Below are 24,397 nucleotides of genomic sequence, written 5' to 3' on the forward strand. Positions count from 1 at the left end.
GGCGCAGATGGGGAGCCTGCCCTCGGGTGACGGGGCGGCCAGCTAGTCTGGGTGGCGTGTTCTCCACGCTTTCCGACCGGCTGACCGCGGTCCTCCAGGGCCTTCGCGCCAAGGGCAAGCTCACCGACGCCGACATCGACGCCACCGCGCGCGAGATCAGGGTCGCGCTGCTCGAGGCCGACGTCGCGCTGCCCGTGGTGCGCGGCTTCATCGCCAAGGTGAAGGAGCGCGCCAAGGGTGCCGAGGTGCATCAGGCGCTCAACCCGGCGCAGCAGGTCGTGAAGATCGTCAACGAGGAACTGGTCAACGTCCTCGGTGGTGAGACGCGCAGGCTGAACCTCGCGAAGAACCCGCCGTCGGTGGTCATGCTCGCGGGTCTGCAGGGTGCCGGCAAGACGACGCTCGCGGGCAAGCTCGCGAAGTGGATGAAGGGGCAGGGGCACACGCCGCTGCTCGTCGCGGCCGACCTGCAGCGCCCCAACGCGGTCACGCAGCTGCAGGTCGTCGGTGAGCGGGCGGGCGTGCCCGTGTTCGCTCCCGAGCCCGGCAACGGCGTCGGCGACCCCGTCTCGGTGTCGAAGCGCGGCATCGAGGAAGCCAAGGCCAGGCAGCACGACATCGTCATCGTCGACACGGCCGGCCGGCTCGGTGTCGACGAGGAGATGATGCAGCAGGCCATCGACATCCGGGCCGCGGTCGAGCCGGACGAGATCCTGTTCGTGGTCGACGCGATGGTCGGTCAGGACGCGGTCAACACGGCCACGGCGTTCCACGACGGCGTCGGGTTCACCGGTGTCGTGCTCACCAAGCTCGACGGTGACGCCCGCGGTGGTGCGGCGCTGTCGGTCCGCGAGGTCACCGGCCAGCCGATCCTCTTCGCGTCCAACGGTGAGAAGCTCGAGGACTTCGACGTCTTCCACCCGGACCGGATGGCGAGTCGCATCCTCGGCATGGGCGACGTGCTCACCCTGATCGAGCAGGCCGAGCAGCACTTCGACCAGGAGCAGGCCGAGAAGGCCGCGGCCAAGCTGCACACCGGCCAGCTCACGCTCGAGGACTTCCTGGAGCAGATGCTCGCGATCCGCAAGATGGGCCCGATCGCGAACCTGCTCGGCATGCTCCCCGGCGCCGGCCAGATGAAGGACCAGCTCGGGATGCTGGACGAGAAGCACCTCGACCGCATCCAGGCGATCATCCGCGGCATGACGCCGGCGGAGCGGGACGACCCGAAGATCATCAACGGTTCGCGGCGGCTGCGCATCGCGAACGGGTCCGGCGTCAAGGTCAGCGACGTCAACGACCTGGTCAACCGCTTCTTCGAGGCCCGCAAGATGATGGCGTCGATGGCCGGCCGGATGGGCTTCGGCGGTGGCGGCAGCAAGAACCGCAAGGGCAAGAAGGGGAAGAAGGGGAAGGGTCGCGGCCCGACGCCCCCCAAGATCAAGGGCGGCTTCCCCGGGATGATGCCCGGCATGGGCGGCTTCCCCGGCATGGGCCAGATGCCCGGCATGCCTCCCGGCGGCCTTCCCGACCTCGGCGGCGCCCTGAACGAGCTCCCGCCCGGCTTCGACCCGTCGAAGTTCAAGTTCGACGGCGACGACAAAAAGAAGAAGTGACCATGCACCTGCGCGGCGTCGTCCTGCCGGACGGCGAGCCGCGAGACCTGTGGGTGGTCAACGGCCGGGTGCGCACCCGGCCCGTACCGGGTGCGCAGACCCTGGTCGACGGCGGTTACCTCGTTCCCGGCCTGGTCGACGCGCACTGCCACGTCGGCCTCGGGCCGCAGGGTGGCGTCGAGCTGCCGGAGGCCGTCGAGCAGGCGCTGACGGACCGCGCCGCGGGTACCTTGCTGATCCGCGACTGCGGTTCGCCGATCGACACGACGCCGCTGCAGGAGCGCCTCGACCTGCCGCGGATCATCCGCGCGGGCAGGCACATCGCCAAGCCGAAGCGGTACATCCCGCACATCGGCGTGGAGATCGAGTCCGACCTGCCGACCGCCGTCGCCGAGCAGGTGGCGTACGGCGACGGCTGGGTGAAGCTCGTCGGCGACTGGATCGACCGGGGCGTCGGCGACCTCGCCCCGTTGTGGACCGACGACGAGCTGGAAGCCGCCGTCAAGGTGGCCCACGCCGCCGGTGCCAAGGTCACCGCGCACGTGTTCGGCGAGGACGCGCTGCCCGGCCTGATCAACGCCGGCATCGACTGCATCGAGCACGGCACCGGCCTCACCGACGACACGGTCGCGCTGATGGCCGCCCGCGGCACGGCGCTGGTGCCGACGTTGATCAACATTGAGACGTTCCCCGGCATCGCGGACAAGGCCGGCAAGTACCCGGCCTACGCGAACCACATGCGCGACCTGCACGCCCGTGTCGCGAGCACGGTGTCCAAGGCGATCGAGGCGGGCGTCCCGGTCTACGCGGGCACCGACGCGGGCGGCGGCATCCAGCACGGCCGCATCGTCGACGAGATCGCCGCGCTGCACCGCGTGGGCATGAGCGCGGCCGACGCGATCGGCGCCGCGTCGTGGAACGCCCGCGAGTGGCTGGGCTTCCCGTCGCTCGTCGAGGGCGCGGCCGCGGACATCGTGGTGTACGACGAGGACCCGCGCACGAACCTCGACGTCCTGCGGTCACCGCGCCTGGTGATGCTCCGGGGCCGGGTCTACTGAGCCTGGGCGAGCGCACCTACCTGGTACGACCCGCCCTTCTGCTGCGTGATCACCGCCATCCGGTTGGCCGCGTTGATCAGCCCCACCAGGCACACCAGCGCGGCCACCTGCTCGTCGTCGTAGTGCTTGCGGACGTTCGCCCAGGTCTCGTCGCTGACGCCGTCCCTGGCCAGCAGCGTGCCCTCCTCGGCGAACGCCAGCGCGGCCTGCTCCGCCTCGGTGAACACGGTCGTCTCCCGCCAGCCGGCGACCAGGTGCAGCCGCAGCGGGTCCTCACCGGCCGCCACGGCCTCCTTGACGTGCATGTCGAGGCAGAAGCCGCAGCCGTTGAGCTGGCTGGCCCGCAGGCTGACGAGCTCGGCCGTGAGCACGGGCAGCGGTGACTGGTGCACCGCCTGGCCGAGGCCCGCGAACCGCTTGGCGAGCTTGGCACCGGTCTCGGTGCCGAAGAGGTTGAAGCGGGGTTCCATGCTGTTCCTCCCTGGTCGGTCGATGCCCACAGGACGCCGCCGCTCCAGCCCGTGTGACAGCCCGCGGTTGTGACTCAGGCCACTGTCACAACCGCGGTTCGGGCGGTGTCTCGTGGAGGGAGACCGCATGCGAGGGGGACCGATGCCAGGCACCGCGACCGACACGTTCGTCAACCACCGCAACCTGCTCTTCACCGTCGCCTACGAGATGCTCGGCTCCGCCGCCGACGCCGAGGACGTGCTGCAGGAGACGTGGCTCAAGTGGTCGGGCGTCGAGCACGACACCGTCGAGAACCAGCGCGCCTACCTGGTCCGCATCGTCACCCGCCAGGCGCTCGGCCGGCTGCGCACCCTCGGCCGCCGCAAGGAGACCTACGTCGGTTCCTGGCTGCCGGAACCGCTGCTCACGGCCCCCGACGTGGCCGAGGACGTGGAGCTCGCCGACAGCGTGTCGATGGCGATGATGCTGGTCCTGGAGACCCTCACGCCCACCGAACGCGCGGTGTTCGTGCTCCGCGAGGTCTTCGGCCTCGACTACGACGAGATCTCCGCCGCCGTCGGCAAGACCCCGGCCGCCGTCCGCCAGATCGCCCACCGCGCCCGGTCCCACGTCGCCGCCCGCCGTCCGCGCGAAGTCGTCACCCAGGCGGCCACCCGCGCCGCCCTGGCCGCCTTCCAGCGCGCCACCGAGACCGGTGACCTGCAGGGACTCCTCGACCTGCTGGCACCCGACGTCGTCTTCCTCGGCGACGGCGGCGGCGTGAAGCAGGCCGTCGCACGCCCGGTGGTCGGCGCCGCGAAGGTCGCCCGCCTGCTGCTCGGCGGCCTGACCAGGGTGGCCGGCTGGAGCATGGAGCCCGCCCAGGTCAACGGCTACCCGGCGCTGGTCTTCAAGTTCGCCGGCGAGCTGGACGCGGTGATCGCGCTGCGGATCGACGACGGGCTGATCAGCGGCCTCTACGCGGTGCGCAACCCGGCCAAGCTGTCGCACATGGCGCAGGAGACCCGGCTGGCCCGCTGAGGTTTAGCCGGAGCCACCAGGTGCCGATTCGACTAGTTGGAGAAGGACATCCTCCGGACCCCGATCTGACCATCTTTTGGCCAGGCGCTTGGCGGGGTTTCGGCGGTGCAGCACGCTAACCTCGGATCCGGGGCGGCTGATAGCGGTCCCCACTCCACTCGTATCGCGAGGCACCGGTCGAGCATCGGTGCCTCAGAGGCCGTCGATCGCGAGGTGAGCCGATCATGAGGTTGCCCCACCGCACGTCTGTCCAGCCGCTGGTAGTCGCCGCGTGACGAAACCGCAGAGCGTCAACGAGCAGCAGGTCCCGAAGCGCAGCTTCCTCGAGAGCGTGCGCGACGTCAGCCGCAACCCGGAGCCCGAACGGGTCGGCCAGCGCTGGGGCTTCGGTGCGTTCCTGCTGGTGGAAGCCGTCTTCATCCTGTCGGCGGTCTTCATCACCGCGGTCGGCAACAGCTTCGGCGCCACGCTCGAGAACTCGACGTCCCTGGTGCTCATCGGGTCGCTGGTGCCGATCATGCTCGCCGCCGCCCTCGCGGTGGTGATCACCTACGTGCGCGGCAACGGCCCGGTGATCGACCTCCGGCTCAGCATGACGAAGGAGGACGTCGCCACCGGCCTGAAGATCGGTGTCGCCGGCTTCGTCCTCACCTACGTCGCCGCCACCGTCTGGGCCAAGATCGTCGGCGAGGGCAACGCCAGCAGCGCCATCGCCGACCTCTTCAGCCAGGCGAACCTGCCGCTCGCCGCCGCGATCACGATGTTCCTCTACATGAGCTTCGTGGGGCCGATCTGCGAGGAGATCATCTTCCGCGGCCTGCTCTGGGGCGCGGTGGAACGGCAGGGCTGGAGCCGCTGGGCCGCGTTCGTGCTCACCACGGTGATCTTCGCGGTCAGCCACCTCGAACCGCAGCGCACCTGGCTGCTGCTGATCATCGCCATCCCGATCGGGGTGGCCCGGTTGATCACCCGCAGGCTCGGGGCGAGCATCGTGGCGCACGTGATGAACAACTTCCTCCCCGGCCTGTCCCTGCTCCTGCTGTCGGTCGGGGTCATCTGATGGACCTCAACAGCGACCTCGGCGAGGGCTTCGGCATCTGGCGCCTCGGCGACGACACCGCGTTGCTGGGCATCATCACCAGCGCGAACGTCGCCTGCGGCTTCCACGCGGGCGACCCGTCGACCATGCGCCGGGTGTGCGAGCAGGCGGCGCGCAACGGCGTGCGGATCGGTGCCCAGGTCTCCTACCGGGACCTGGCGGGCTTCGGCCGCCGGTTCATCGACGCCGACCCGGCCGAGCTGGCCGACGAGGTTCTCTACCAGATCGGCGCGCTCGACGCGTGCGCACGAGCGGCGGGTACCGAGGTCGTCTACGTGAAGCCGCACGGCGCGCTCTACAACGCGACCGTGCACCACGAGAAGCAGGCGGAAGCCGTGGTCAGCGGCATCAAGGCGTTCAAGGACCTGCCGGTCCTCGGCCTTCCCGGCTCGCAGCTGCTGGCCAAGGCCGAGGCCGCCGGCCTGCGCGGCGTCCAGGAGGCCTTCGCCGACCGCGGCTACACCCCGCAGGGCACGCTGGTGCCGCGCAGCGAGCCGAACGCCCTGCTCACCGACACCGCGCAGGTCGTCGAACGCGCCAAGCGGCTGCTCGACGGCGAGATCATCGCGGTCGACGGCACGGTGATCAAGACGCGGGCGGAGTCGTTGTGCGTGCACGGCGACACGCCGGGCGCCGTGCACCACGCCCAGGCGGTGCGGGAAGCCCTCGGAACGGTCTCGGCGTTCGCCTGAACCGCCCCGATTCGGGATCCGCGGTCCCCGTCTGGCACAATTGCACGCTGTCCGCCGCGGTCGGCCCCTCTGCCCGGGCCGCGGCTGTGCGAACCACCAACACAGAGTTCTGAGGAGTACCAGGCCCGTGGCCGTCAAGATCAAGCTTCAGCGTCTCGGCAAGATCCGCCAGCCGTACTACCGCATCGTGGTCGCCGACGCGCGCACCCGTCGCGACGGCAAGGCCATCGAGACGATCGGCAAGTACCACCCCAAGGAAGAGCCGTCGTTCATCGCGGTCGACTCCGAGCGCGCGCAGTACTGGCTGGGTGTCGGCGCGCAGCCGACCGAGTCGGTCCAGCGCCTGCTGGAGATCACCGGTGACTGGCAGAAGTTCAAGGGCCTGCCGGGCACCGAGGGCACCCTGAAGGTCAAGGAGCCGAAGACGTCGAAGGCCGACCTGTTCGCCGCCGCTCTGGCCGCCGCGAACGAGGAGCCGATGACCGAGGCCACCACGCCCAAGGCGAAGAAGGCCAAGAAGGCCGACGAGGCCCCGAAGGCTGACGCCGAGGCCACCAAGGACGAGGCGTGAGTTTGTTGGCTGACGCCCTCGAACACCTCGTTCGCGGCATCGTCGACCACCCGGACGACGTCCGGGTGAACCTCGTGACGACCCGCCGCGGCCGCACCCTCGAGGTCCACGTCCACCCGGACGACCTCGGCAAGGTGATCGGTCGTGGCGGTCGCACCGCGACGGCTCTGCGCACCGTGATGGCCGGCATCGGCGGTCGTGGTGTGCGGGTCGACGTCGTCGACACCGACCGCTGAACGAGGTTCCAGGGCAAATGGACGTCGTTGTCGGCCGTGTGGCCAAGGCGCACGGGATCACCGGCGAACTCGCCGTCGACGTGCGCACTGACTCGCCCGAGCTGCGTTTCGCGATCGGGTCGAAGATGCAGGCCAAGCTGCGCGACGGCACGTCCCGAAGCCTCACCGTGTCAGCCGCCCGGCCTCATGCCGGGCGGCTGCTCGTGCGTTTCACCGAAGTCGTCACGCGTGACGTCGCCGAGACCTTGCGCGGCACGTTGCTGCTGGGCAGCACCGACGACCTGCCGCCGACCGGCGACCCCGACGAGTTCTACGACCACGAGCTCGAAGGGCTCGCGGCGGAGCTCGTCGACGGCACGAAGCTCGGCACGGTCAAGGAGATCCTGCACGGTCCCGGCGGCGAGCTGCTGGTCGTGCTGATCGACGAGCGCGAGGCGCTCATCCCGTTCGTGCGCGAGATCGTGCCGACCGTCGACGTGCGCGGTGGCCGTGTGGTGGTCGACCCGCCAGAGGGCCTGCTCGATGCAGATTGACGTCGTCACGATCTTCCCGGAGTACCTGGCCCCGCTGCGGGCCGCGCTGCTCGGGAAGGCGATCGACAAGGGCCTGATCAGCGTCGGCGTGCACGACCTGCGGGACTGGACCCAGGACGTGCACAAGGCCGTCGACGACAGCCCGTACGGCGGCGGTCCAGGCATGGTCATGAAGCCGGACATCTGGGGCCAGGCGCTCGACGACGTGTGCACGGACGCCACGCGCCTCGTCGTGCCGACGCCGGCGGGACGACCGTTCACCCAGGCGCTCGCCCACGAGTACGCGACCGAACAGCACCTCGTGTTCGCGTGCGGCCGCTACGAGGGCATCGACCAGCGCGTGGTCGATGACGCCGCACGGCGCGTGCGCGTCGACGAGGTGTCCATCGGCGACTACGTGCTGGTGGGCGGTGAGGTGGCCGTGCTCGCGATCGTGGAAGCGGTCGCGCGGCTGCTGCCGGGTGTGCTCGGCAACCCGAAGTCGCACGCGGAGGACTCGTTCCAGGACGGTCTGCTGGAGGGCCCGAGCTACACGAGGCCCGAGGTGTGGCGCGAGCTCGCCGTGCCGGACGTGCTGCGGTCCGGCAACCACCGGCTGATCAACCGCTGGCGTCGTGACCAATCGCTCGTCCGCACCTTCGAGCGGCGTCCTGACCTGCTGGAATCGGTGCCGGCCGAGGCGTTCGACAAGCACGACCGGGCCCTGCTCGCACGCCTGCGCGAGGGCGGGGACTAGCCCGATTTCGTTCCGGAGTGCCTGGTCTGGCACACTGGACCAGTTGCCGCAGCCGGTCGTCGTACCGGCATGCGCACGTAGCCGACCCCCATCATGTCGTGCACAGCCATGGAACATGCTCTGGGGAGTTCACAGACACACGTGAGGACCACCGATGAACATCCTGGACGCACTTGACGCCCAGTCGCTGCGCTCCGATCTCCCGAGCTTCCGCGCGGGTGACACGCTGAAGGTCCACGTCCGCGTCATCGAGGGCTCGCGCGAGCGCGTCCAGGTGTTCCAGGGCGTCGTGATCCGCCGCCAGGGCGGCGGCATCCGCGAGACCTTCACCGTCCGCAAGGTCTCCTTCGGCGTCGGTGTCGAGCGCACCTTCCCGGTGCACTCGCCGAACATCGCCGAGATCGAGGTCGTCACCCGCGGTGACGTGCGTCGCGCCAAGCTGTACTACCTGCGCGACCTGCGCGGCAAGGCCGCCAAGATCAAGGAGAAGCGCGAGGCCCGTCCGGTCTCCTGACCGGTGGCTTCGAGCCCAGAAGACTTCGAGGACGCCTCCGCACCGGATGAACCGGAGCGGGGCGAACTCGTGTTTGCAGAGAAGTCCTCTACGTCGTGCTGACGGCCGTCGTGCTGACAGTGCTGATCCAGGCGTTCGTGGCGCGGGTCTACGTGATCCCCTCGGCGTCGATGGAACGCACGCTGCACGGCTGCACGGGCTGCGAGAACGACCGCGTCCTGGTCGACAAGCTCACCTACCGGTTCGGCGACGTCGAGCCGGGCGAGGTGATCGTGTTCCGCGGTCCGCAGGCGTGGGGGACCAACGACTTCCCCGGCGAACCGCCGTCGACGAACCCGGTGGCGCGCGCGGTGCGCGACGTCGGTTCGCTGCTGGGCCTGGCACCCGCGAACGAGCGTGACTTCGTCAAGCGCGTCATCGCGTTGCCGGGGCAGACGGTGGAGTGCTGCGACGCGCAGCACCGTGTCGTCGTGGACGGCAAACCGCTGGACGAGCCCTATGTGCACTGGCAGGCGGGCAGCTCGCCGGCCGATCATGAACCGTTCGCGCCGGTGCGGGTGCCGGACGGGCGTGTGTTCGTGATGGGCGACAACCGCATGAACTCCACGGATTCGCGCAAACAGGGCGGTGGGGGCGTAGCGGGCACAGTGCCCCTCGAGAACGTCATCGGCAAGGCGCGGTACGTCGTTTTCCCGAAAGAACGGTGGAGTGCGGTGTCCGACCACAACCCTCAGCCCCTAGGCTGATCTCGTGGTTGACGTCGATCCAGAGCACACCCCGTCCAGCGACGAGCCGACTTCGGACGCTTCGGATGAACCTTCGAAGAAGAAGAAAAAGGGCAACTTCTGGAAGGAACTGCCGGTCCTCATCCTGGTCGCGCTGGGCCTCGCGATCGGCATCCAGATCTTCCTGGGCCGCGTCTACATGATTCCGTCGGAGTCGATGGAGACGACGCTGCACGGGTGCACCGACTGCTACGGCGACCGGGTGCTCGTCGACAAGGTCACCTACCGCTTCAGCGAGCCGGAGCCGGGCGATGTGATCGTCTTCCGCGGGCCTCCCGCCTGGCAGAACGACTTCCTGATCGAGGAGTCGGGCAACCCGATCTCGCAGGGCCTGTCGTGGCTGGGGTCGCTGATCGGGCTGCCGTCGGCGAACGAGGAGGACTTCGTCAAGCGCGTGGTCGCCGTCGGCGGGCAGACGGTGAAGTGCTGCGACGACCAGAACCGGGTGCTCGTGGACGGCAAAGCGCTCGACGAGCCGTACAAGCACTTCGACGAGGGCACCGAGGCGGTGCAGGAGTCGTTCGAGGAGATCAAGGTCCCCGAGGGCAAGCTCTTCGTGCTCGGCGACAACCGCAACCACTCGTGCGACTCGCGCTGCCAGGGGCAGGGTGGCCTGAACGGCCTGGTCCCGGTGGACAACGTCATCGGCAAGGCGCGCGTCATCGTGCTGCCGCCGTCGCGGTGGCAGGGGGTGTCCGACCACAACCCCCAGGTCGTGTCGATGGGTGCGCCGGGCTGGCAGGACGCCGTCCCGATGGGCGTGGGTATCGTCGCCGCGTGGCCGCTTCTGTTGCTCGGACGCCGACTGCGGGACCGAACTCGCCGATGACGATGCTCATGCCGCCGCGTGCGGTCGTACGCGGCTCGTCGGGGAACTGGGCGCTGCAGAGCACGCTGGAGCGCCGTGGACTGGGTCCGGTGGCCGGTGTCGACGAGGCCGGGCGGGGTTCCTGCGCCGGTCCGCTGGTGATCGCGGCGTGCGTGCTGCGGCCCGGTGACGCGGCGCGGTTCGAGGGCCTGAACGACTCGAAGCTGATGACCGCGGCCGCGCGCGACCGGATGTACGACCTGGTGCGCAAGCGTGCTCTCGATCACTCCGTCATCGTGGTGTCGCCGGCCGAGATCGACGCGCTCGGCATCCACGTCATGAACATCGAGGGCATGCGCCGGGCCGTGGCGCAGCTCTCGACGCAGCCCGGGTACGTGCTGACCGACGGGTTCAAGGTGCCGGGGATGCCCGCGCCGAGCGTCGCGGTGATCAAGGGCGACCAGGCGGCGGCGTGCGTGGCGGCGGCATCGGTGCTGGCCAAGGTCACGCGGGACCGCATCATGGCCGAGTTGCACGAGCAGCATCCGGAGTACGCGTTCAACGTGCACAAGGGGTACTGCACAGCGGAGCACACGGCCGCGTTGATGGAGCACGGACCGTGCGCTGAGCACCGCTGGTCATGGGTGAACGTGGCCGCCGCGGCACAGAAGCACAGGCTCGCCGCGCCGCACAGGGTGGCGCGCGGCATGGCCGCGACGGCCGTGGTCCAGAATGGGGCGTCCCCGGACGACATCGGGGAGCTCGCGACGAGGGAGGGCGCGGAGCAGATGACCCGCGCGGAGGCGTAATGAGTGCAGAGGATCTCGAGAAGTACGAGACCGAGATGGAGTTGTCGCTGTACAAGGAGTACCGCGACATCGTCAGCCAGTTCTCGTTCGTCGTGGAGACCGAACGGCGGTTCTACCTGGCCAACTCGGTGGACGTGCAGGTGCGCAACGCTGACGGCGAGGTGTACTTCGAGGTGCGCATGTCGGACGCGTGGGTGTGGGACATGTACCGGCCCGCGAGGTTCGTCAAGAACGTTCGTGTCATCACGTTCAAGGACGTGAACGTGGAGGAGCTGGACAAGCCGGACCTGCGCCTGCCGGAGAGCGGGCCGTTCCCGACCTAGCCCCGTAGCACACCCCACCGACAAATCCGTCGTTCCAAGATCCACAACGACCGACTTGTCCACAGCCGCCGAGTTGTCCACAGATTCCCCTCGGCCCCACCACCCGCCCCGCCCCACCCTGCAAGGTCGTACCCAACGACCCGCAGGGAGGCGAAGGCGATGGAAGCACCGGTACTGGTCCGCACGAGGCCACAGCAGGACCTGGCCCGCAGGGGCGAGGACCTGGCCTGCAGGTACCTGGAGCAGCAGGGCCTGGTGGTCCTGTCGAGGAACTGGACGTGCCGCGACGGAGAGCTCGACGTCGTCGCGGTCGAGGGTGGCCGGCTGGTGGTCTGCGAGGTCAAGACCCGCACGGCGCCGACCTGGGGTCGCCCGGACGAGGCCGTCGACGAACGCAAGCTGAGTCGCCTGCGCCGCACGGCGCTGCGCTGGCTCGGCGCGCACCAGGTCGGGTGGTGCCCCGTTCGGGTGGACCTGATCTCGGTGCTCTGGCCACCGGGCGCCGAGCCGGAGGTGCAGCACCTGCGAGGGGCCTGACGTGGGCCTCGCACAGGTGTGGTCGGTCTCGCTGTACGGCGTCGACGGGCTGGTGGTCGAGATCGAGGCCGACGTGGGTGTCGGTCAGCCCCGCACCCACCTGCTCGGCCTGCCGGACGCGGCGCTGCACGAGTCCAAGGAGCGGGTGAAGGCCGCCGTCCGCAACACGCAGGAGGAGTGGCCGAAGCAGCGCATCGTGCTGGGCCTGTCGCCGGCGGCGTTGCCGAAGGGCGGCAGCAGCTACGACCTGGCGATCGCCTGCGCCACCCTGGCGGCCGACCCGCCGCCTGGCGGCACGGTGTGCTGGGAGCTGGCGTCGACGGCCGGGTCGTCCGGTCCGCGGTGCTGCCGACTGCTGGCCGCCCGCGGGCCGGTCTGCGCACCCGGTCGTGCCGTCGACGCGTTGCCGGAGGCGGCTGGTCGACGGGTCGGTGCACGCGCGCTGGCTGCCGAGGTGCTCGCCTGGCTGCGCGTGACGTCCGGCGCTCGCACCCGTCCCGGAGCTGGAGGAGCCGCCACCGCCGGACGTCCCCGACCTGACGGACGTGGTCGGCCAGCCGGAGGCGCGCTGGGCGTTGGAGGTCGCCGCCGCCGGTGCCCACCACCTGCTGCTGACCGGTCCGCCCGGCACCGGCAAGACGATGCTCGCCGAACGCCTCGCGGGCCTGCTGCCACCCCTGACCCGTGAGGACGCACTCGCCGTCACCGCCGTGCACTCGGTCGCCGGCGTGCTGTCGAGCGCCGCGCCGCTGGTGGCGAGCCCGCCGTTCGTGACGCTGCACCACACCACCTCGATCGCCGCACTCGTCGGCGGCGGCAGCGGTCTCGCCAAACCGGGAGCCGCCTCCCGCGCCCACCGCGGCGTGCTGTTCCTCGACGAGGCCTGCGAATGGGGCCAGAAGTCGATCGAGTCCCTCCGCACCGCCCTGGAAGACGGCGAGATCCGCATCGCCCGCCGCGACGGCACCGCCCGCTACCCGGCCCGCTTCCAGCTGGTGCTCGCCACGAACCCGTGCCCGTGCGCCCCGCCGAAGGAGATCGACTGCTGCTGCACCCCCGCAGTCCGCCGCCGCTACCAGTCCCGCCTGTCCGGCCCACTGCTCGACCGCGTCGACCTCCGCGTCCGCATGCGTCCCATGACCGCCATGTCGAACGCCGACGCCACCCCACCCGAACCCACCGCCACCGTCCGGTCCCGCGTCCTCGCCGCCCGCCTCCGCGCCGCCGCCCGCTGGTCCTCCCACGGCCACCCCTGGCAAACCAACGCCGACGTCCCCGGCCCGGCCCTGCGCCGCGAGTTCCCCTCCCCGCACGCCTCCTCGACCGAGCCTGGCCACCGGCGCCTCACCGCCGAGGCGCCGCTGCCTCCGCGCCTGGACCCTCGCCGACCTGGCCGAATCCCCCGCCCCACCCACCCACGTAGCCGCCGCCCTCCTTCCGCGACCGCACCTAACCCCACCGCCAGAACCCCCCCACCACGTCCTCACCGCCCCGGCCTCCGCGCCTCCGTCCCGCGCCGGCAGGCCAGGCCCACCAGCCCGGCTCACGGACCCGCGCTCCATCCGCGATCACGCCCCGCCCACCGCCCACCTGACCAGCCACGCACCGACGAGCCACCGGCCCACGCACTCGCCGCGCTTATCCGCCGCCGGTCATGGCCCACCGCCTGGCCGCCCTCCCGACGCCACCACCGCCTCGCCGCCTCCCAGACCGCCGGACGCGGAGCGTTCGAGCCCCGGCTCTGCGCCCGGCCCACCGAGCGGGGCGCCCGCCCGTCCCCAGTAGGCGCCCCGCTCTCCACCCACCCTTCCGACCGCAGCTTCTTCTCGCGAAGACCCCTCTCCCCAGCACCAGCCCTCTCAGCACCAGCCCCTCAAGCAGCCGGACGCGGAGCGTTCGAGCCCCGGCTCCGCGTCCGGCCACCGGGCGGGGCGCCTGCCCGTCCTCGGCAGGCGCCCCGCTCTCCTCCCGCCCGCGCCGCACTCCACCACCTGCCTTCTGAACCCATTCCGGCCTCGTTCCCCCCGTGCCGCCTGGCCCTGCCTCACCTCGTCCTTCACCCGCCCGACCTGTCCGTCCGCCCCTCGCCCCGGGTCTCTCGTCCCCGCTTCCCTCATCCCCGCTTCGCTTGACCGCTCATCTCTCTCGAAAGGAGCCCGACCATGACCTCGCTACCCGTCCCCCGCCTCGCCGCCTCCTCGCACGCCGGCCTCCCCGCGCTGCCGCACCTGTCCGCACTCCGGCACCTGCCCGCACTTCCGCACGTCCCTTCGACAGCCCGCCTGCGCACCCCCGGTATCAGCCCACCCACGCCGTGGCGCCCGCATCCGTGGCGCCGGTGGTTTCCGTGGTGGTGGTTCCAGTGAGCGGCACCGCACCCGATGACGTCCGCCTGGCCAGGGCGTACCTGTCGCGCGTCGCTGAGCCCCATGCCGGGGCGTTGGCCGGGCTCATCGGTCAGGTCGGGCCGGTGGAGGCGGCCGCGCTGGTTCGGGCCGGCGAAGTTTCGCCGTCGGTGGTCAGTCAGACGTCGGCGCGGCGGGAGGAGGAGCGGGCGCGTGAGGACCTTGAGCGCATTGCTGGTCGTGGTGGGCGGTTGGTGGTTCCCGAGGACGACGAGTGGCCTGGGTGGCCGTTCATCGCGTTGACGCTGGGGCAGGCGCAGCGGTTGCGGTGTGGTGGTGAGCCCGTTGCGTTGTGGGTGCGCGGGCCGCATGACCTGGGGGAGGTGACTGGCAAGGCGGTGGCGGTGGTCGGGTCGCGGGCGGCGAGTGGGTATGGCGAGCACGTTGCGGCGGAGTTCGGGTACGGGCTGGCGCAGGCCGGGGTGACTGTTGTTTCCGGTGCGGCGTACGGGATTGACGGGGCCGCGCATCGGGGTGCGCTCGGTGGCGGCGGGGTGACGGTGGCGGTGTTGGCCTGTGGGGTCGACGTCGCTTATCCGGCCGGGCATCAGGGGTTGCTGGGCAAGATTGCGAAGGAAGGGCTCGTGATCAGCGAGTACCCGCCCGGTGTGACGCCGGCGCGGCATCGGTTCCTGACGCGCAACCGGCTCATCGCGGCGTTGGGGGCCGGGACCGTCGTGGTGGAGGCGGGACGGAGGAGCGGGGCCAAGAACACGGCGGCGATCACGGTGGCGTTGGGGCGGGTGTTGATGGTGGTGCCGGGGCCGGTGACGTCGGCGAGCTCGGCCGGGTGTCATGAGCTGCTGCGGGAGCGGCAGGCGGAGCCGGTCAGCTCGGTGGCGGAGGTCGTGGAGTCGGTCGGGCGGTTCGGTGACGACCTGGCCACGCAGCCCGCGCAGAAGCAGAGCGAGCTCGGGGCGCCGCAGGGGGAGGCGATGCGGGTCTACGAGGCGCTCGGGATGCGGACCGCGGTCAGTGCCGAGCTGGTGTCGGTCGAGTCGGGGGTGGCGCTGGAACGGGTGCGGGCGTTGTTGCCGGAGCTGGAGCTGGCCGGGTTGGCGGCGCAGGTCGACGGCGGTTGGCAACGGTTGGAGGTGCCGCGGTGATCAGGGTGGGGGCGATGGCCCGAGGAACATGACGTCCATTGTGGACAGACGAAAGAGAGGTGAGCGACCGCTTAGTGTGCCGGCGTGATTCCAGCTGGCGGGGCGCGATCCGGGCGGCGGTTCCGGCGAGGTGGATCTTCGGCTGATCGGGCGGCGGGGTGGTGGGCGCCGCTACTCCGAAAGGTGATCTGCGGCTGCTGTTGTACCGCCGGTTGTTACAGGGAGTGCAAACGTTACCGTGTTAACGATCATGAGAGCGCTCCCAACGGGCGCGGGGGTGTGGCGATACTTGACCAAACGCCCCGACTGGCGCAGCGTCTTGGCCTATGTCCCCGCCGCCGCATGGTCGGACACGCCGTGTCGATCTCGTTCGCCTGCGCGAAAAACTGCCGACGAACGTCGCGGACGTGTTGGGGCGGTACGAACGGCACCTGACGTTGGAGCGGGATCTCTCGCCGCACACCGTGCGCGCGTACATCGGGGATGCGGTGGCGTTGCTCGGACACGTCGCCGGGGATGAGCCGGAGAACGCCGACGTGGGGCGGATCGACCTGGCCGGTCTGCGCTCGTGGCTCGCCGCCCAGCACGCGGCGGGTGCCAGCAGGACCACGCTCGCACGGCGCGCGGCCGCAGCGCGCACGTTCACCGCGTGGGCCCATCGTGCTGGTCACCTGGCTGCGGATCCCGGTCCGCGGCTCGCGGCGCCGCGGCCGCACCGCATGTTGCCGCCGGTGTTGCGGGAGGAGCAGGCGAAGGAGGCGATGGACGCCGTATCCTCTGGCGCTTCCGAAGGTCATCCGGTTGCGCTGCGTGATCAGGCCGTGGTGGAGTTGCTGTACGCCACAGGTATTCGTGTGGCTGAGCTCTGTGGGCTTGATCTCGACGACGTGGACTACTCCCTAAGGGTGATTCGAGTTCTGGGCAAAGGTGGACGCGAGCGCACCACGCCGTTCGGCGTTCCAGCCGGACGAGCGCTGCGGCGCTGGCTCGACGAGGGCCGGAACGCCCTGGTAGCACCCGATTCGCCGCCCGCGCTGTTCCTCGGTGCCCGCGGTGGGAGGTTGAACCAGCGGGCTGTTCGCCAGCTGGTGCACGAGGTCGTCGCCGTGGTGCCGGACGCACCGGACATCGGGCCGCACGGGTTGCGCCACTCCGCTGCGACCCATTTGCTGGAAGGAGGAGCGGACCTGCGCACCGTCCAAGAGCTGCTTGGTCACGCTACGCTCGCAACGACTCAGCTTTACACACACGTCACTGTCGAACGGCTGAAGGCGATCCATGACCGAACCCACCCCCGTTCCTGACGCCGCAGGGGGAGGATCGCGTACGGCGACCGTGCCCCCTGAACCCATCGTGCCCGCACCTGCAGCGAAGCAGGCGAGCAACGGGCACCGTCAGAACGGCGCGCCGCGCACCGAGGCGAGCACCGGGGAGTCCGCGGAACCCGGTGCGAACACGCATGTCAACGGCACGCCCGCGGCCGTTCCGACTGCCGTGACGCGCTCGGACGCCAGGTCTGGTGACGACGTCGAGGCCGGCATCGTCGCGTTGTGGCGCAGCTACGGCGAGTCCCGCGACCAGAACGAGCGCGACCGCCTGGTGCTGCACTACGCGCCGCTGGTCAAGTACGTCGCCGGCCGTGTCGGCACCGGCCTGCCCGCGCACGTGGACGTGGCCGACCTGATCCAGTCCGGCATCTTCGGCCTGGTCGACGCGATCGAGAAGTTCGAGCCGGAACGCGGCCTCAAGTTCGAGACCTACGCCATGCAGCGCATCCGCGGTGCGATCCTCGACGACCTGCGCTCGCAGGACTGGGTGCCGCGCTCGGTCCGCAGCCGCGCCCGCGACGTCGAACGCGCCCTCGAACGCCTCGGCGCGAAGCTGCAGCGCACGCCCACCGACCGCGAGCTCGCCGCAGAGCTCAAGATCGGCCTGGCCGAGCTCCGCGAGCTCTACGGCCAGCTCCAGCTCACCAGCGTCGTGGCGCTCGACGAGCTGATCACCCCGAACAAGGGTGGCTCCTCCCTGGCCGAGTCGCTGCCGGACGACGCCGCGGAGGACCCGGTCGCGAGCCTCGTCGACCAGGACAGCCGCCGCCAGCTCGCCGACGCCATCGCCCAGCTCGCCGAACGCGACCGCGTGGTCGTGACGCTGTACTACTTCGAGAACCTGACCCTCGCCGAGATCGGCAAGGTCCTCGGCGTCACGGAGTCCCGCGTCTGCCAGCTGCACACCCGCGCGGTCCTGCGTCTGCGCACCAAGCTCAACGAGCAGTCAGAGGCCTAGTCCCGCCTCCCTTCCTGCGCCGCAACCTGGTCCGCACCGGGCTGCCGTTGCCACGCACCTGTACCCGCACCGCCGCGTCCGCCGTGATCGCGCTGCGCTTTCGCGCACCGCCCGAACGGGCCGTCCTGGAGCTGCCCGATCGGGGCCAGGTGACGCCTGAGGTGCCTGCTCCCGGCCCGGTTGCTGGGGCGTTGCTCGGCAGCGGGCGCAGTCGACGAGTGCCCGAGGGCCCGCCCGGATCCGCCGTCGTGGCGCGTGGAGGCGGTTGCTGGGAGGGCTTGGAGAGCGCTCAAGAGATGAGCAAGGCTCGCGAACACGGCTGTGGAGGGCCTTCCTGAGGGGTGACGGGGCCAATTCACTCGATCGGGTGGCTGGCGGTTGCGCTGCGGAATCAGGGATGTCGTGGCGGGCGTGCAATCGGCCGTGCCGGGCGGCGGCCGAACCGCGGGTGCGGATCTGCCCGATCGGCGCAGTGCCCGGATGGCGGTTGGGCCGAGCGGCGGACGGCCCGTGCGGGCGAGTGGTGCCGAGTGCCGCCGGCGGGGTCGGGAGCAGGCGGACGCGGCCCGAGGACAGCAGGCGGAGCGGGTCCAGGTAGTCGTGGCCGCGGCGGGCGCCCCAGTGCAGGCAGGGTGCGGGGCAGTGGCCCGGCTGGAGGTGGCCGATCACGTCGCCGCGGCGGACGAGGCGGCCGGCGGTGACCGCGGGGAGACCGGCTCGTAGGTGGTGCGGAGCGCGCCGCGTGCTGCAGCGACACCAGCGTGCGGGCCGCCACAGCGCCGCGTAGATGACCGTGCCGTCCGCCGCGGCCAGGACCGGGTGCCGGCCGGGCGGCCAGGTCCACGCCGCGGTGGCCGGGCCGAAGGGCGACGCCGGGGCGGCGAAGGCGCGCACGACGGGGTGCGGTGGCGGGAGTGGCCAGGAGTAGCGGGCGGTGGCCGGGGTCAGGAGCGTCGCCAGCACCAGGGTGGTGAGGAGGAGCATGGGGTCAGCTTGGGGTGGGGGATGCCCTGGGGACCACCGGCGATCTGGGAACTGTGGACAACTTGGGGGCTGTGGACAAGTCCGCCCTCCGGCTACCTGCCGATTCGAGGTTTGTCGGGGGTGGGGCGTAGACTGTCGGGCGCGTCCCGTCTACGCGCGGGACGACTTCGCGTGCCAACGCAGATCCGACCGGCTGGTTCAGCTGTGTCGAGTCACGACGTCCGACGGTCCTGACGGTGGATGAACGTACTCCGCGGGTGCGGACGCCGGCAACGGCACCAGGGCTGACGGCCGACCCGGCCGGAGGCGTCAACCGAACCGACGCGCAAGGTGGGACCTGGCGCGTCCGACAGATGAGGTGCGAACCGGCCATGGCCGTCGTAACCATGAAGCAGCTGCTCGACAGCGGCGTGCACTTCGGGCACCAGACGCGGCGCTGGAACCCGAAGATGAAGCGCTACATCTTCACCGAGCGCAACGGCATCTACATCATCGACCTGCAGCAGACGCTGACCTACATCGACCGGGCTTTCGAGTTCGTCAAGGAGACGGTCGCGCACGGCGGGTCGATCCTGTTCATCGGCACCAAGAAGCAGGCGCAGGAGGCCATCGCCAACGAGGCGCTCCGCGTCGGCATGCCCTACGTGAACCAGCGCTGGCTGGGCGGCATGCTCACCAACTTCTCGACGGTCCACAAGAGGCTTCAGCGGCTCAAGGAGCTGGAGTCGATGGAGCAGACCGGCGGCTTCCAGGGTTTCACCAAGAAGGAAATCCTGATGATGAACCGCGAGAAGGACAAGCTGGAGCGCACGCTCGGCGGTATCCGCGACATGTCCAAGGTGCCCAGCGCCGTGTGGATCGTGGACACCAAGAAGGAGCACATCGCGGTCGGTGAGGCTCGCAAGCTGAACATCCCGATCGTCGCGATCCTCGACACCAACTGCGACCCGGACGAGGTCGACTACCCGATCCCGGGCAACGACGACGCGATCCGTTCCGCGGCTCTGCTGACCAAGGTCGTGGCCGAGGCCGCCGCCGCCGGTCTCATGCAGCGCTCCGGTGGTCGTCGCGACGCCGCCGAGGGCCAGGACAAGCCCGAGGTCGCCGTCGACGAGCCGCTGGCGGAGTGGGAGCAGGAGCTCCTCACCTCCAACGCCGCCGTCGCGACCGAGGCCCCGGCCGAGGCTCCGGCAGAGGTTCCGGCAGAGCAGCCCGTCCAGTCCTGATTCCCCCACGAGGTGCCCGCGACAAGCGGGCACCTCGTGACCTAAGCGCGTACATCGCAGAAGGAACACGATGGCGAACTACACCACCGCGGACGTCAAGAAGCTCCGCGAGCTGACCGCCGCCGGCATGATGGACTGCAAGAAGGCCCTGGACGAGGCTGACGGCGACTTCGACAAGGCCGTCGAGATCCTGCGCATCAAGGGCGCGAAGGACGTCGGCAAGCGCGCTGAGCGCACCACGTCCAACGGCCTCGTCGCCGTCAAGGACGGCGCGATGGTCGAGCTGCGCTGCGAGACCGACTTCGTCGCCAAGAACGCCGACTTCATCGCGCTGGCCGACGAGATCGTCGGGATCGCCAAGGCCAACAAGGTCGCCGACGTCGCCGCCCTCAAGGCGGTCGAGGTCGACGGCAAGACCGTGGACGCGCTGGTCCAGGAGTTCTCCGCCAAGATCGGCGAGAAGCTGGAGCTCGCGAAGGCCGTCGACTTCGACGGCACCGTCTCGGTCTACCTGCACAAGCGTGCCGCCGACCTGCCGCCCGCCGTCGGCGTGCTGGTCGAGTACACCGGTGACAACGCCGAGGCCGCCAAGGGTGCCGCGATGCAGATCGCCGCGATGCGCCCGAAGTTCGTCACCCGTGACGAGGTCCCGGAGGAGCTCGTCGCCAACGAGCGCCGCATCGCCGAGGAGACCGCTCGCGAGGAGGGCAAGCCCGAAGGCGCGCTGCCCAAGATCGTCGAGGGTCGCGTCAACGGCTTCTTCAAGGACGTCGTGCTCCTGGAGCAGGCTTCCGTGACGGACAGCAAGAAGACGGTCAAGGCCCTGCTGGACGAGGCCGGCGTGACGGTCACCCGTTTCGCTCGGTTCGAGGTCGGCCAGAGCTGATCGCGGTGAGGGCGGGGTTGCGAGTAGACGGCGACCCCGCCCTTGCTATGTCCTGACCAATGGCGCTGAGGAGGACCGAACAGTGAGCGAAGAAGGTAGCCACGGCTACAACCGGGTGATGCTCAAGCTCGGTGGTGAGATGTTCGGTGGTGGTGGTGTCGGGGTGGATCCCGACGTCGTCCAGACAGTCGCCAGGCAGATCGCCGCGGTCGTCCGGTCCGGCGTGCAGGTCGCCGTCGTGATCGGTGGTGGCAACTTCTTCCGTGGCGCCGAGCTGCAGCAGCGCGGCATGGACCGCTCGCGCGCCGACTACATGGGCATGCTGGGCACGGTCATGAACTGCCTGGCGCTGCAGGACTTCCTCGAACGCGAGCACGGCATCGACACCCGCGTGCAGACCTCCATCCAGATGACGCAGGTCGCCGAGTCCTACATCCCCCGCCGCGCGATGCGCCACCTCGACAAGGGCCGCGTCGTGATCTTCGGTGGCGGCGCGGGTCTGCCGTACTTCTCCACCGACACCACCGCCGCGCAGCGCGCGCTGGAGATCGGCTGCGAGATCGTCCTGATGGCCAAGGCCGTCGACGGCGTCTACACGGCCGACCCCAAGATCGACCCGGACGCGCTGATGTTCGACTACATCACCCACCGCGAGGTGCTGGAGCGCGGCCTCAACGTCGCCGACGCCACGGCCTTCAGCCTCTGCATGGACAACAACATGCCGATCCTCGTCTTCAACCTCCTCACCGAGGGGAACATCGCGCGCGCGGTCCGTGGTGAGAAGATCGGCACCCTGGTCAACACCCCCGGTGGCCGCCCGGCCTTCTAGACCTGGTGGGATCACACCAGGACCGGGAATTGGGCACGAACACGCAGAGCAAGGAGCAGTCGTGATCGACGAGACCCTCCTCGACGCCGAGGAGAAGATGGAAAAGGCGGTTTCGGTCGCGAAGGAGAACCTCTCCTCCGTCCGAACCGGTCGTGCGACTCCCTCGATGTTCAACCGCATCAACATCGACTACTACGGCTCGATGACACCGCTGAACCAGATGGCCAGCATCACGGTCCCCGAGGCGCGCATGGCGGTCGTCAAGCCGTACGACGCGAGCCAGCTGAACGCCATCGAGAAGGCCATCCGGGACTCCGACCTGGGCGTCAACCCGAGCAACGACGGCACCATCATCCGCATCGTCATCCCGCAGCTCTCCGAGGAGCGCCGCCGGGACATGGTGAAGGTCGCCAAGCAGAAGGGCGAGGACGCGCGCGTCTCCGTTCGCGGTGTCCGCCGCAAGGCGAAGGAAGAGATCGACCGGCTCGTCAAGGACGGCGAGGTCGGCGAGGACGACGGCGCGCGTGGTGAGAAGGAGCTCGACGCTCTGACCCACAAGTACACCGCGCAGGTCGACGAGCTCGTGAAGCACAAGGAAACCGAGCTCCTCGAAGTCTGATGTTCTCAACGCATTCGCCCGGCCGAGTCGCCGCAGGCGGGAAAGCCCTGGCCGGGCGGAGGTCTTGATGGGAGCACAGGTGGCAGGCAGTCCCGCGGAGGTGCCCGCGTCGAAGCCGTCGCGGGCAGGACGCGACCTGCGTTCGGCGATCCTGGTCGGCGCCGGCCTCGGCGCCGTCATCATCGTCTCGCTGCTCACCGTGCGGCAGACCTTCATCGGCATCGTCGCGGCTGCCGCGGCGGTGTCGACGTGGGAGCTCGCCACCGCGTTCAAGAAGGGCGGCATCAACGTCGCCCTGTGGCCCGCGCTCATCGGTGGCCAGGCGATCATCTGGCTCTCCTGGCCGCTGGGCAGGGACGGCATGATGACCACGCTGGTGGTCACCGTGCTGGTCTGCATGTTCTGGCGGTTCCGCGGCGGTTCCGACGGCTACCTGCGTGATCTCAGCGCATCGGTGTTCACCGTCGTCTACGTGCCGTTGTTCGCGGCGTTCGCGGCCATGCTCGTCGTGCCGGAGGACGGCGCGGGCCGTGCGTTCGCGTTCATCCTCGGCGTCGTGCTGTCCGACGTGGGCGGCTACGCGGCCGGTGTCTTCCTGGGCAAGCACCCGATGGCGCCGACGATCAGCCCGAAGAAGTCCTGGGAGGGCTTCGCCGGTTCGCTGGTCGCCGGCGTGGTCGGCGGCGCGATCACGGTCACCACGCTGCTCGACGGCCAGTGGTGGCACGGCGCGCTGTTCGGTGCCGCGATCGTGGTCACGGCCACCGCGGGCGACCTGGTCGAGTCGCTGATCAAGCGCGACCTGGGCATCAAGGACATGGGCACGCTGCTGCCCGGTCACGGCGGCATCATGGACCGGATGGACTCGCTGCTGCCGTCCGCCGTCGCTTCTTGGCTGCTGCTGCACCTCTTCGTGCCGTGACGTTCCCCGGGTCGCTGCCTGCCTGTTCGGCGGGCTAGTGGTGTGGCTCGGAACGTTGCCGGGGGAATTCGCGGTCAGACGCGCCGCGAGGTGCCCTGCTGAGCGTGGATCACCTCGCCAAGGTTCTGAGTCGCGCCACTAGTAGACCGTCGCTTCTAACCTTTGGGGTAGAGGTGGCGGAGTCGGGTGCGGGCGTCGTGAGTGGTGAACTGCCAGTCGACGCCGCGCTGGTTGGTGTTGGTGGCGTGTTGCCAGGCGGCGAGTTCGGTGTTGAGGGTGTCGAGGTCGCTGATGCGGCGGTCGAGGCACTGGCGGCTGAGTGCGGAGAGTTCGATCTCGGCGATGTTGAGCCAGGATCCGTGTTTGGGGGTGTGGTGGATTTCCAGGCGCTGGGCCAGGGCGAAGGCCTCGGCGGGCGGGAAGGCGTCGTAGAGCGAGGCGATGGTGTGGGTGTTGAGGTTGTCCATGACCAGCGCCACGGTCCCGGCGTCGGGGTAGTCGACGGTCAGGAGTTGTTTGACCTGCCCGGCCCAGTCGAGTTTGGTCCGCTGGGCCAGGGCGTGGACACGCCGCCAGCCGCGCAGGGGGTCGGTGAACACGAAGATCGAGCAGGTGCCGCGCCGGACGTATTCGCTGTCCTGGCGGGCATCGCGGCCCGGCCGGGCCGGCAGCGGGTCGCGGACCTCGCCGAGGAACTGGAAGGGTTTCTCGTCCATGCACACGACCGGGCGGGCGGGATCGTACGGGCGGGCGTAGACGGCGAGGACGTCTTCCATGCGGGCGGCGAACTCGGCGTTGGCGCGTGGCGGGATGTTCCAGCACTTCCTCAGATGAGGACGCAGTTGCGTTTTTTCAACACCCGGCCGATGGTCGAGTGGTCCAGGTTCGGGATGTCCTCGGTGAGCTCGACATGCTTTTCCAGCAGCCGCAACGACCACCGGGCATGCCCGGCCGGCGGCTGCGAGCACGCCAGCGCGATCAGCCGGGCCTCCACCTCCCCGGTCACCGGCGACGGCACCGGCGGAAGAGCACGCTTCTTACGTCCGATCGTGGCAAGAACATCACCGCCGGTCTCGGCGAACCGCCTGGCGACCAGCCGCAGCATCTCACCCGAGACCCCGAGCCGGGTCGCGATCACTTCCTTCGGATCGGGTTCGCCCACCGAGGTGTCCAGCGCGAGCAGCACCCGCGCCCGCCTGATCGCCGACGCCGCACGCACACCCGTGGTGGTCAGCCGGATCAGCTCTTCACGATCCCGTGCCGACAACGTCACCGGCCGCTTCAACTGGGAGGCCATGACAACAGCCTCCCAGCCAAAACGCCGTA

General features: G+C 70.0%; 29 protein-coding genes and 1 pseudogene. 27 read left to right on the forward strand and 3 right to left on the reverse strand.

Annotation, left to right across the window (positions count from 1 at the left end):
* The first annotated feature begins 56 nt into the window (after positions 1-56).
* Together ffh and BBK82_RS21970 are read left to right on the forward strand one after the other, a co-directional pair.
* Positions 57-1,616 (forward strand): signal recognition particle protein, encoded by a 1,560-nt coding sequence (gene ffh / locus BBK82_RS21965; RefSeq protein WP_065916685.1) that lies wholly within the window; start codon positions 57-59, stop codon positions 1,614-1,616.
* A gap of 2 nt (positions 1,617-1,618) precedes the next feature.
* Positions 1,619-2,674: an amidohydrolase family protein gene (locus BBK82_RS21970; protein WP_065921250.1), complete on the forward strand. Its 1,056-nt coding sequence runs from the start codon at positions 1,619-1,621 to the stop codon at positions 2,672-2,674.
* Here BBK82_RS21970 and BBK82_RS21975 read toward each other — a convergent pair.
* Complete coding sequence (locus BBK82_RS21975; RefSeq protein ID WP_065916686.1) at positions 2,668-3,144, reverse strand: carboxymuconolactone decarboxylase family protein; 477 nt, start codon at positions 3,142-3,144, stop codon at positions 2,668-2,670. The two genes, BBK82_RS21970 and BBK82_RS21975, sit on opposite strands and share 7 nt — an antisense overlap.
* A gap of 142 nt (positions 3,145-3,286) precedes the next feature.
* On the opposite strand from BBK82_RS21975, the gene BBK82_RS21980 reads away from it, so the two are divergent.
* From BBK82_RS21980 to BBK82_RS22090, 25 genes and pseudogenes are all read left to right on the forward strand, one after another.
* Positions 3,287-4,165 carry an RNA polymerase sigma-70 factor gene (locus BBK82_RS21980; protein ID WP_218920642.1) on the forward strand — a complete coding sequence of 293 codons (879 nt, stop codon included), beginning with the start codon at positions 3,287-3,289 and terminating at the stop codon, positions 4,163-4,165.
* A 271-nt stretch (positions 4,166-4,436) separates the two neighbouring features.
* Positions 4,437-5,225 (forward strand): type II CAAX endopeptidase family protein, encoded by a 789-nt coding sequence (locus BBK82_RS21985; protein ID WP_237048308.1) that lies wholly within the window; start codon positions 4,437-4,439, stop codon positions 5,223-5,225.
* Positions 5,225-5,956 carry a LamB/YcsF family protein gene (locus tag BBK82_RS21990; protein WP_065916688.1) on the forward strand — a complete coding sequence of 244 codons (732 nt, stop codon included), beginning with the start codon at positions 5,225-5,227 and terminating at the stop codon, positions 5,954-5,956. The genes BBK82_RS21985 and BBK82_RS21990 overlap by 1 nt, the downstream gene beginning before the upstream one ends.
* A gap of 127 nt (positions 5,957-6,083) precedes the next feature.
* Positions 6,084-6,527 (forward strand): 30S ribosomal protein S16, encoded by a 444-nt coding sequence (rpsP, locus tag BBK82_RS21995; protein ID WP_065916689.1) that lies wholly within the window; start codon positions 6,084-6,086, stop codon positions 6,525-6,527.
* Positions 6,524-6,763, forward strand: a complete 240-nt coding sequence (locus tag BBK82_RS22000) for an RNA-binding protein (RefSeq protein ID WP_030468017.1) — start codon at positions 6,524-6,526, stop codon at positions 6,761-6,763. The genes rpsP and BBK82_RS22000 overlap by 4 nt, the downstream gene beginning before the upstream one ends.
* Before the next feature lie 17 nt (positions 6,764-6,780).
* A complete protein-coding gene (rimM, locus tag BBK82_RS22005; RefSeq protein ID WP_065916690.1) occupies positions 6,781-7,296 on the forward strand; it encodes a ribosome maturation factor RimM in 516 nt (171 codons plus the stop codon).
* Complete coding sequence (gene trmD / locus BBK82_RS22010) at positions 7,286-8,032, forward strand: tRNA (guanosine(37)-N1)-methyltransferase TrmD (RefSeq protein ID WP_065916691.1); 747 nt, start codon at positions 7,286-7,288, stop codon at positions 8,030-8,032. The genes rimM and trmD overlap by 11 nt, the downstream gene beginning before the upstream one ends.
* Before the next feature lie 154 nt (positions 8,033-8,186).
* Positions 8,187-8,546 (forward strand): 50S ribosomal protein L19, encoded by a 360-nt coding sequence (rplS, locus tag BBK82_RS22015; protein WP_065916692.1) that lies wholly within the window; start codon positions 8,187-8,189, stop codon positions 8,544-8,546.
* 77 nt (positions 8,547-8,623) lie between these two features.
* Positions 8,624-9,280 (forward strand): annotated as a pseudogene (lepB, locus tag BBK82_RS22020) (signal peptidase I); the annotation flags it as partial.
* A 16-nt stretch (positions 9,281-9,296) separates the two neighbouring features.
* Entirely contained in the window at positions 9,297-10,160 is an 864-nt protein-coding gene (lepB, locus tag BBK82_RS22025) for a signal peptidase I (RefSeq protein ID WP_065916693.1), read from the forward strand.
* Positions 10,157-10,948, forward strand: coding sequence for a ribonuclease HII (locus BBK82_RS22030; protein ID WP_065916694.1), 792 nt, complete (start codon positions 10,157-10,159; stop codon positions 10,946-10,948). Before lepB (BBK82_RS22025) ends, BBK82_RS22030 begins: the two co-directional genes overlap by 4 nt.
* Positions 10,948-11,271, forward strand: coding sequence for a DUF2469 domain-containing protein (locus BBK82_RS22035; protein ID WP_030468024.1), 324 nt, complete (start codon positions 10,948-10,950; stop codon positions 11,269-11,271). Before BBK82_RS22030 ends, BBK82_RS22035 begins: the two co-directional genes overlap by 1 nt.
* A 159-nt stretch (positions 11,272-11,430) precedes the next feature.
* Complete coding sequence (locus BBK82_RS22040) at positions 11,431-11,808, forward strand: YraN family protein (RefSeq protein ID WP_065916695.1); 378 nt, start codon at positions 11,431-11,433, stop codon at positions 11,806-11,808.
* Position 11,809: 1 nt separating this feature from the next.
* Positions 11,810-12,496, forward strand: coding sequence for a magnesium chelatase domain-containing protein (locus tag BBK82_RS56740; RefSeq protein WP_065916696.1), 687 nt, complete (start codon positions 11,810-11,812; stop codon positions 12,494-12,496).
* Positions 12,384-13,940: an ATP-binding protein gene (locus tag BBK82_RS56745; protein ID WP_418287514.1), complete on the forward strand. Its 1,557-nt coding sequence runs from the start codon at positions 12,384-12,386 to the stop codon at positions 13,938-13,940. The genes BBK82_RS56740 and BBK82_RS56745 overlap by 113 nt, the downstream gene beginning before the upstream one ends.
* Positions 13,941-13,970: 30 nt before the next feature.
* On the forward strand, positions 13,971-14,174 hold the full coding sequence (locus BBK82_RS50410; protein ID WP_154697429.1) for a hypothetical protein: 204 nt from the start codon (positions 13,971-13,973) through the stop codon (positions 14,172-14,174).
* Positions 14,171-15,319 (forward strand): DNA-processing protein DprA, encoded by a 1,149-nt coding sequence (gene dprA / locus BBK82_RS22055; protein WP_065916698.1) that lies wholly within the window; start codon positions 14,171-14,173, stop codon positions 15,317-15,319. The genes BBK82_RS50410 and dprA overlap by 4 nt, the downstream gene beginning before the upstream one ends.
* A 326-nt stretch (positions 15,320-15,645) precedes the next feature.
* Positions 15,646-16,623 (forward strand): tyrosine recombinase XerC, encoded by a 978-nt coding sequence (locus tag BBK82_RS22060; RefSeq protein ID WP_065916699.1) that lies wholly within the window; start codon positions 15,646-15,648, stop codon positions 16,621-16,623.
* A 49-nt stretch (positions 16,624-16,672) separates the two neighbouring features.
* The gene (locus tag BBK82_RS22065) at positions 16,673-17,605 is read left to right on the forward strand and encodes a FliA/WhiG family RNA polymerase sigma factor (RefSeq protein WP_418287497.1); all 933 of its coding nucleotides are present in this window, start codon (positions 16,673-16,675) and stop codon (positions 17,603-17,605) included.
* A 787-nt stretch (positions 17,606-18,392) separates the two neighbouring features.
* Positions 18,393-18,533 (forward strand): hypothetical protein, encoded by a 141-nt coding sequence (locus BBK82_RS51665; RefSeq protein ID WP_170067948.1) that lies wholly within the window; start codon positions 18,393-18,395, stop codon positions 18,531-18,533.
* A 427-nt stretch (positions 18,534-18,960) separates the two neighbouring features.
* Positions 18,961-19,815: a 30S ribosomal protein S2 gene (rpsB, locus tag BBK82_RS22070; protein ID WP_065916701.1), complete on the forward strand. Its 855-nt coding sequence runs from the start codon at positions 18,961-18,963 to the stop codon at positions 19,813-19,815.
* 70 nt (positions 19,816-19,885) lie between these two features.
* On the forward strand, positions 19,886-20,701 hold the full coding sequence (gene tsf / locus BBK82_RS22075; RefSeq protein ID WP_065916702.1) for a translation elongation factor Ts: 816 nt from the start codon (positions 19,886-19,888) through the stop codon (positions 20,699-20,701).
* Between the two features lie 118 nt (positions 20,702-20,819).
* Positions 20,820-21,530 carry a UMP kinase gene (gene pyrH / locus BBK82_RS22080; RefSeq protein ID WP_418287515.1) on the forward strand — a complete coding sequence of 237 codons (711 nt, stop codon included), beginning with the start codon at positions 20,820-20,822 and terminating at the stop codon, positions 21,528-21,530.
* A gap of 61 nt (positions 21,531-21,591) precedes the next feature.
* Positions 21,592-22,149, forward strand: a complete 558-nt coding sequence (gene frr, locus BBK82_RS22085) for a ribosome recycling factor (RefSeq protein WP_065916704.1) — start codon at positions 21,592-21,594, stop codon at positions 22,147-22,149.
* Between the two features lie 67 nt (positions 22,150-22,216).
* A complete protein-coding gene (locus BBK82_RS22090) occupies positions 22,217-23,071 on the forward strand; it encodes a phosphatidate cytidylyltransferase (protein WP_065916705.1) in 855 nt (284 codons plus the stop codon).
* A 155-nt stretch (positions 23,072-23,226) separates the two neighbouring features.
* Here BBK82_RS22090 and BBK82_RS50420 read toward each other — a convergent pair whose 3' ends face one another.
* Together BBK82_RS50420 and BBK82_RS52765 are read right to left on the reverse strand one after the other, a co-directional pair.
* On the reverse strand, positions 23,227-24,009 hold the full coding sequence (locus BBK82_RS50420) for an IS630 family transposase (RefSeq protein ID WP_218920643.1): 783 nt from the start codon (positions 24,007-24,009) through the stop codon (positions 23,227-23,229).
* Positions 23,898-24,368 carry a helix-turn-helix domain-containing protein gene (locus BBK82_RS52765; RefSeq protein WP_218920644.1) on the reverse strand — a complete coding sequence of 157 codons (471 nt, stop codon included), beginning with the start codon at positions 24,366-24,368 and terminating at the stop codon, positions 23,898-23,900. Before BBK82_RS52765 ends, BBK82_RS50420 begins: the two co-directional genes overlap by 112 nt.
* Positions 24,369-24,397 lie beyond the last annotated feature (29 nt).

This window comes from Lentzea guizhouensis (assembly GCF_001701025.1).
In the GTDB taxonomy this organism is placed as follows: Bacteria; Actinomycetota; Actinomycetes; order Mycobacteriales; family Pseudonocardiaceae; genus Lentzea; species Lentzea guizhouensis.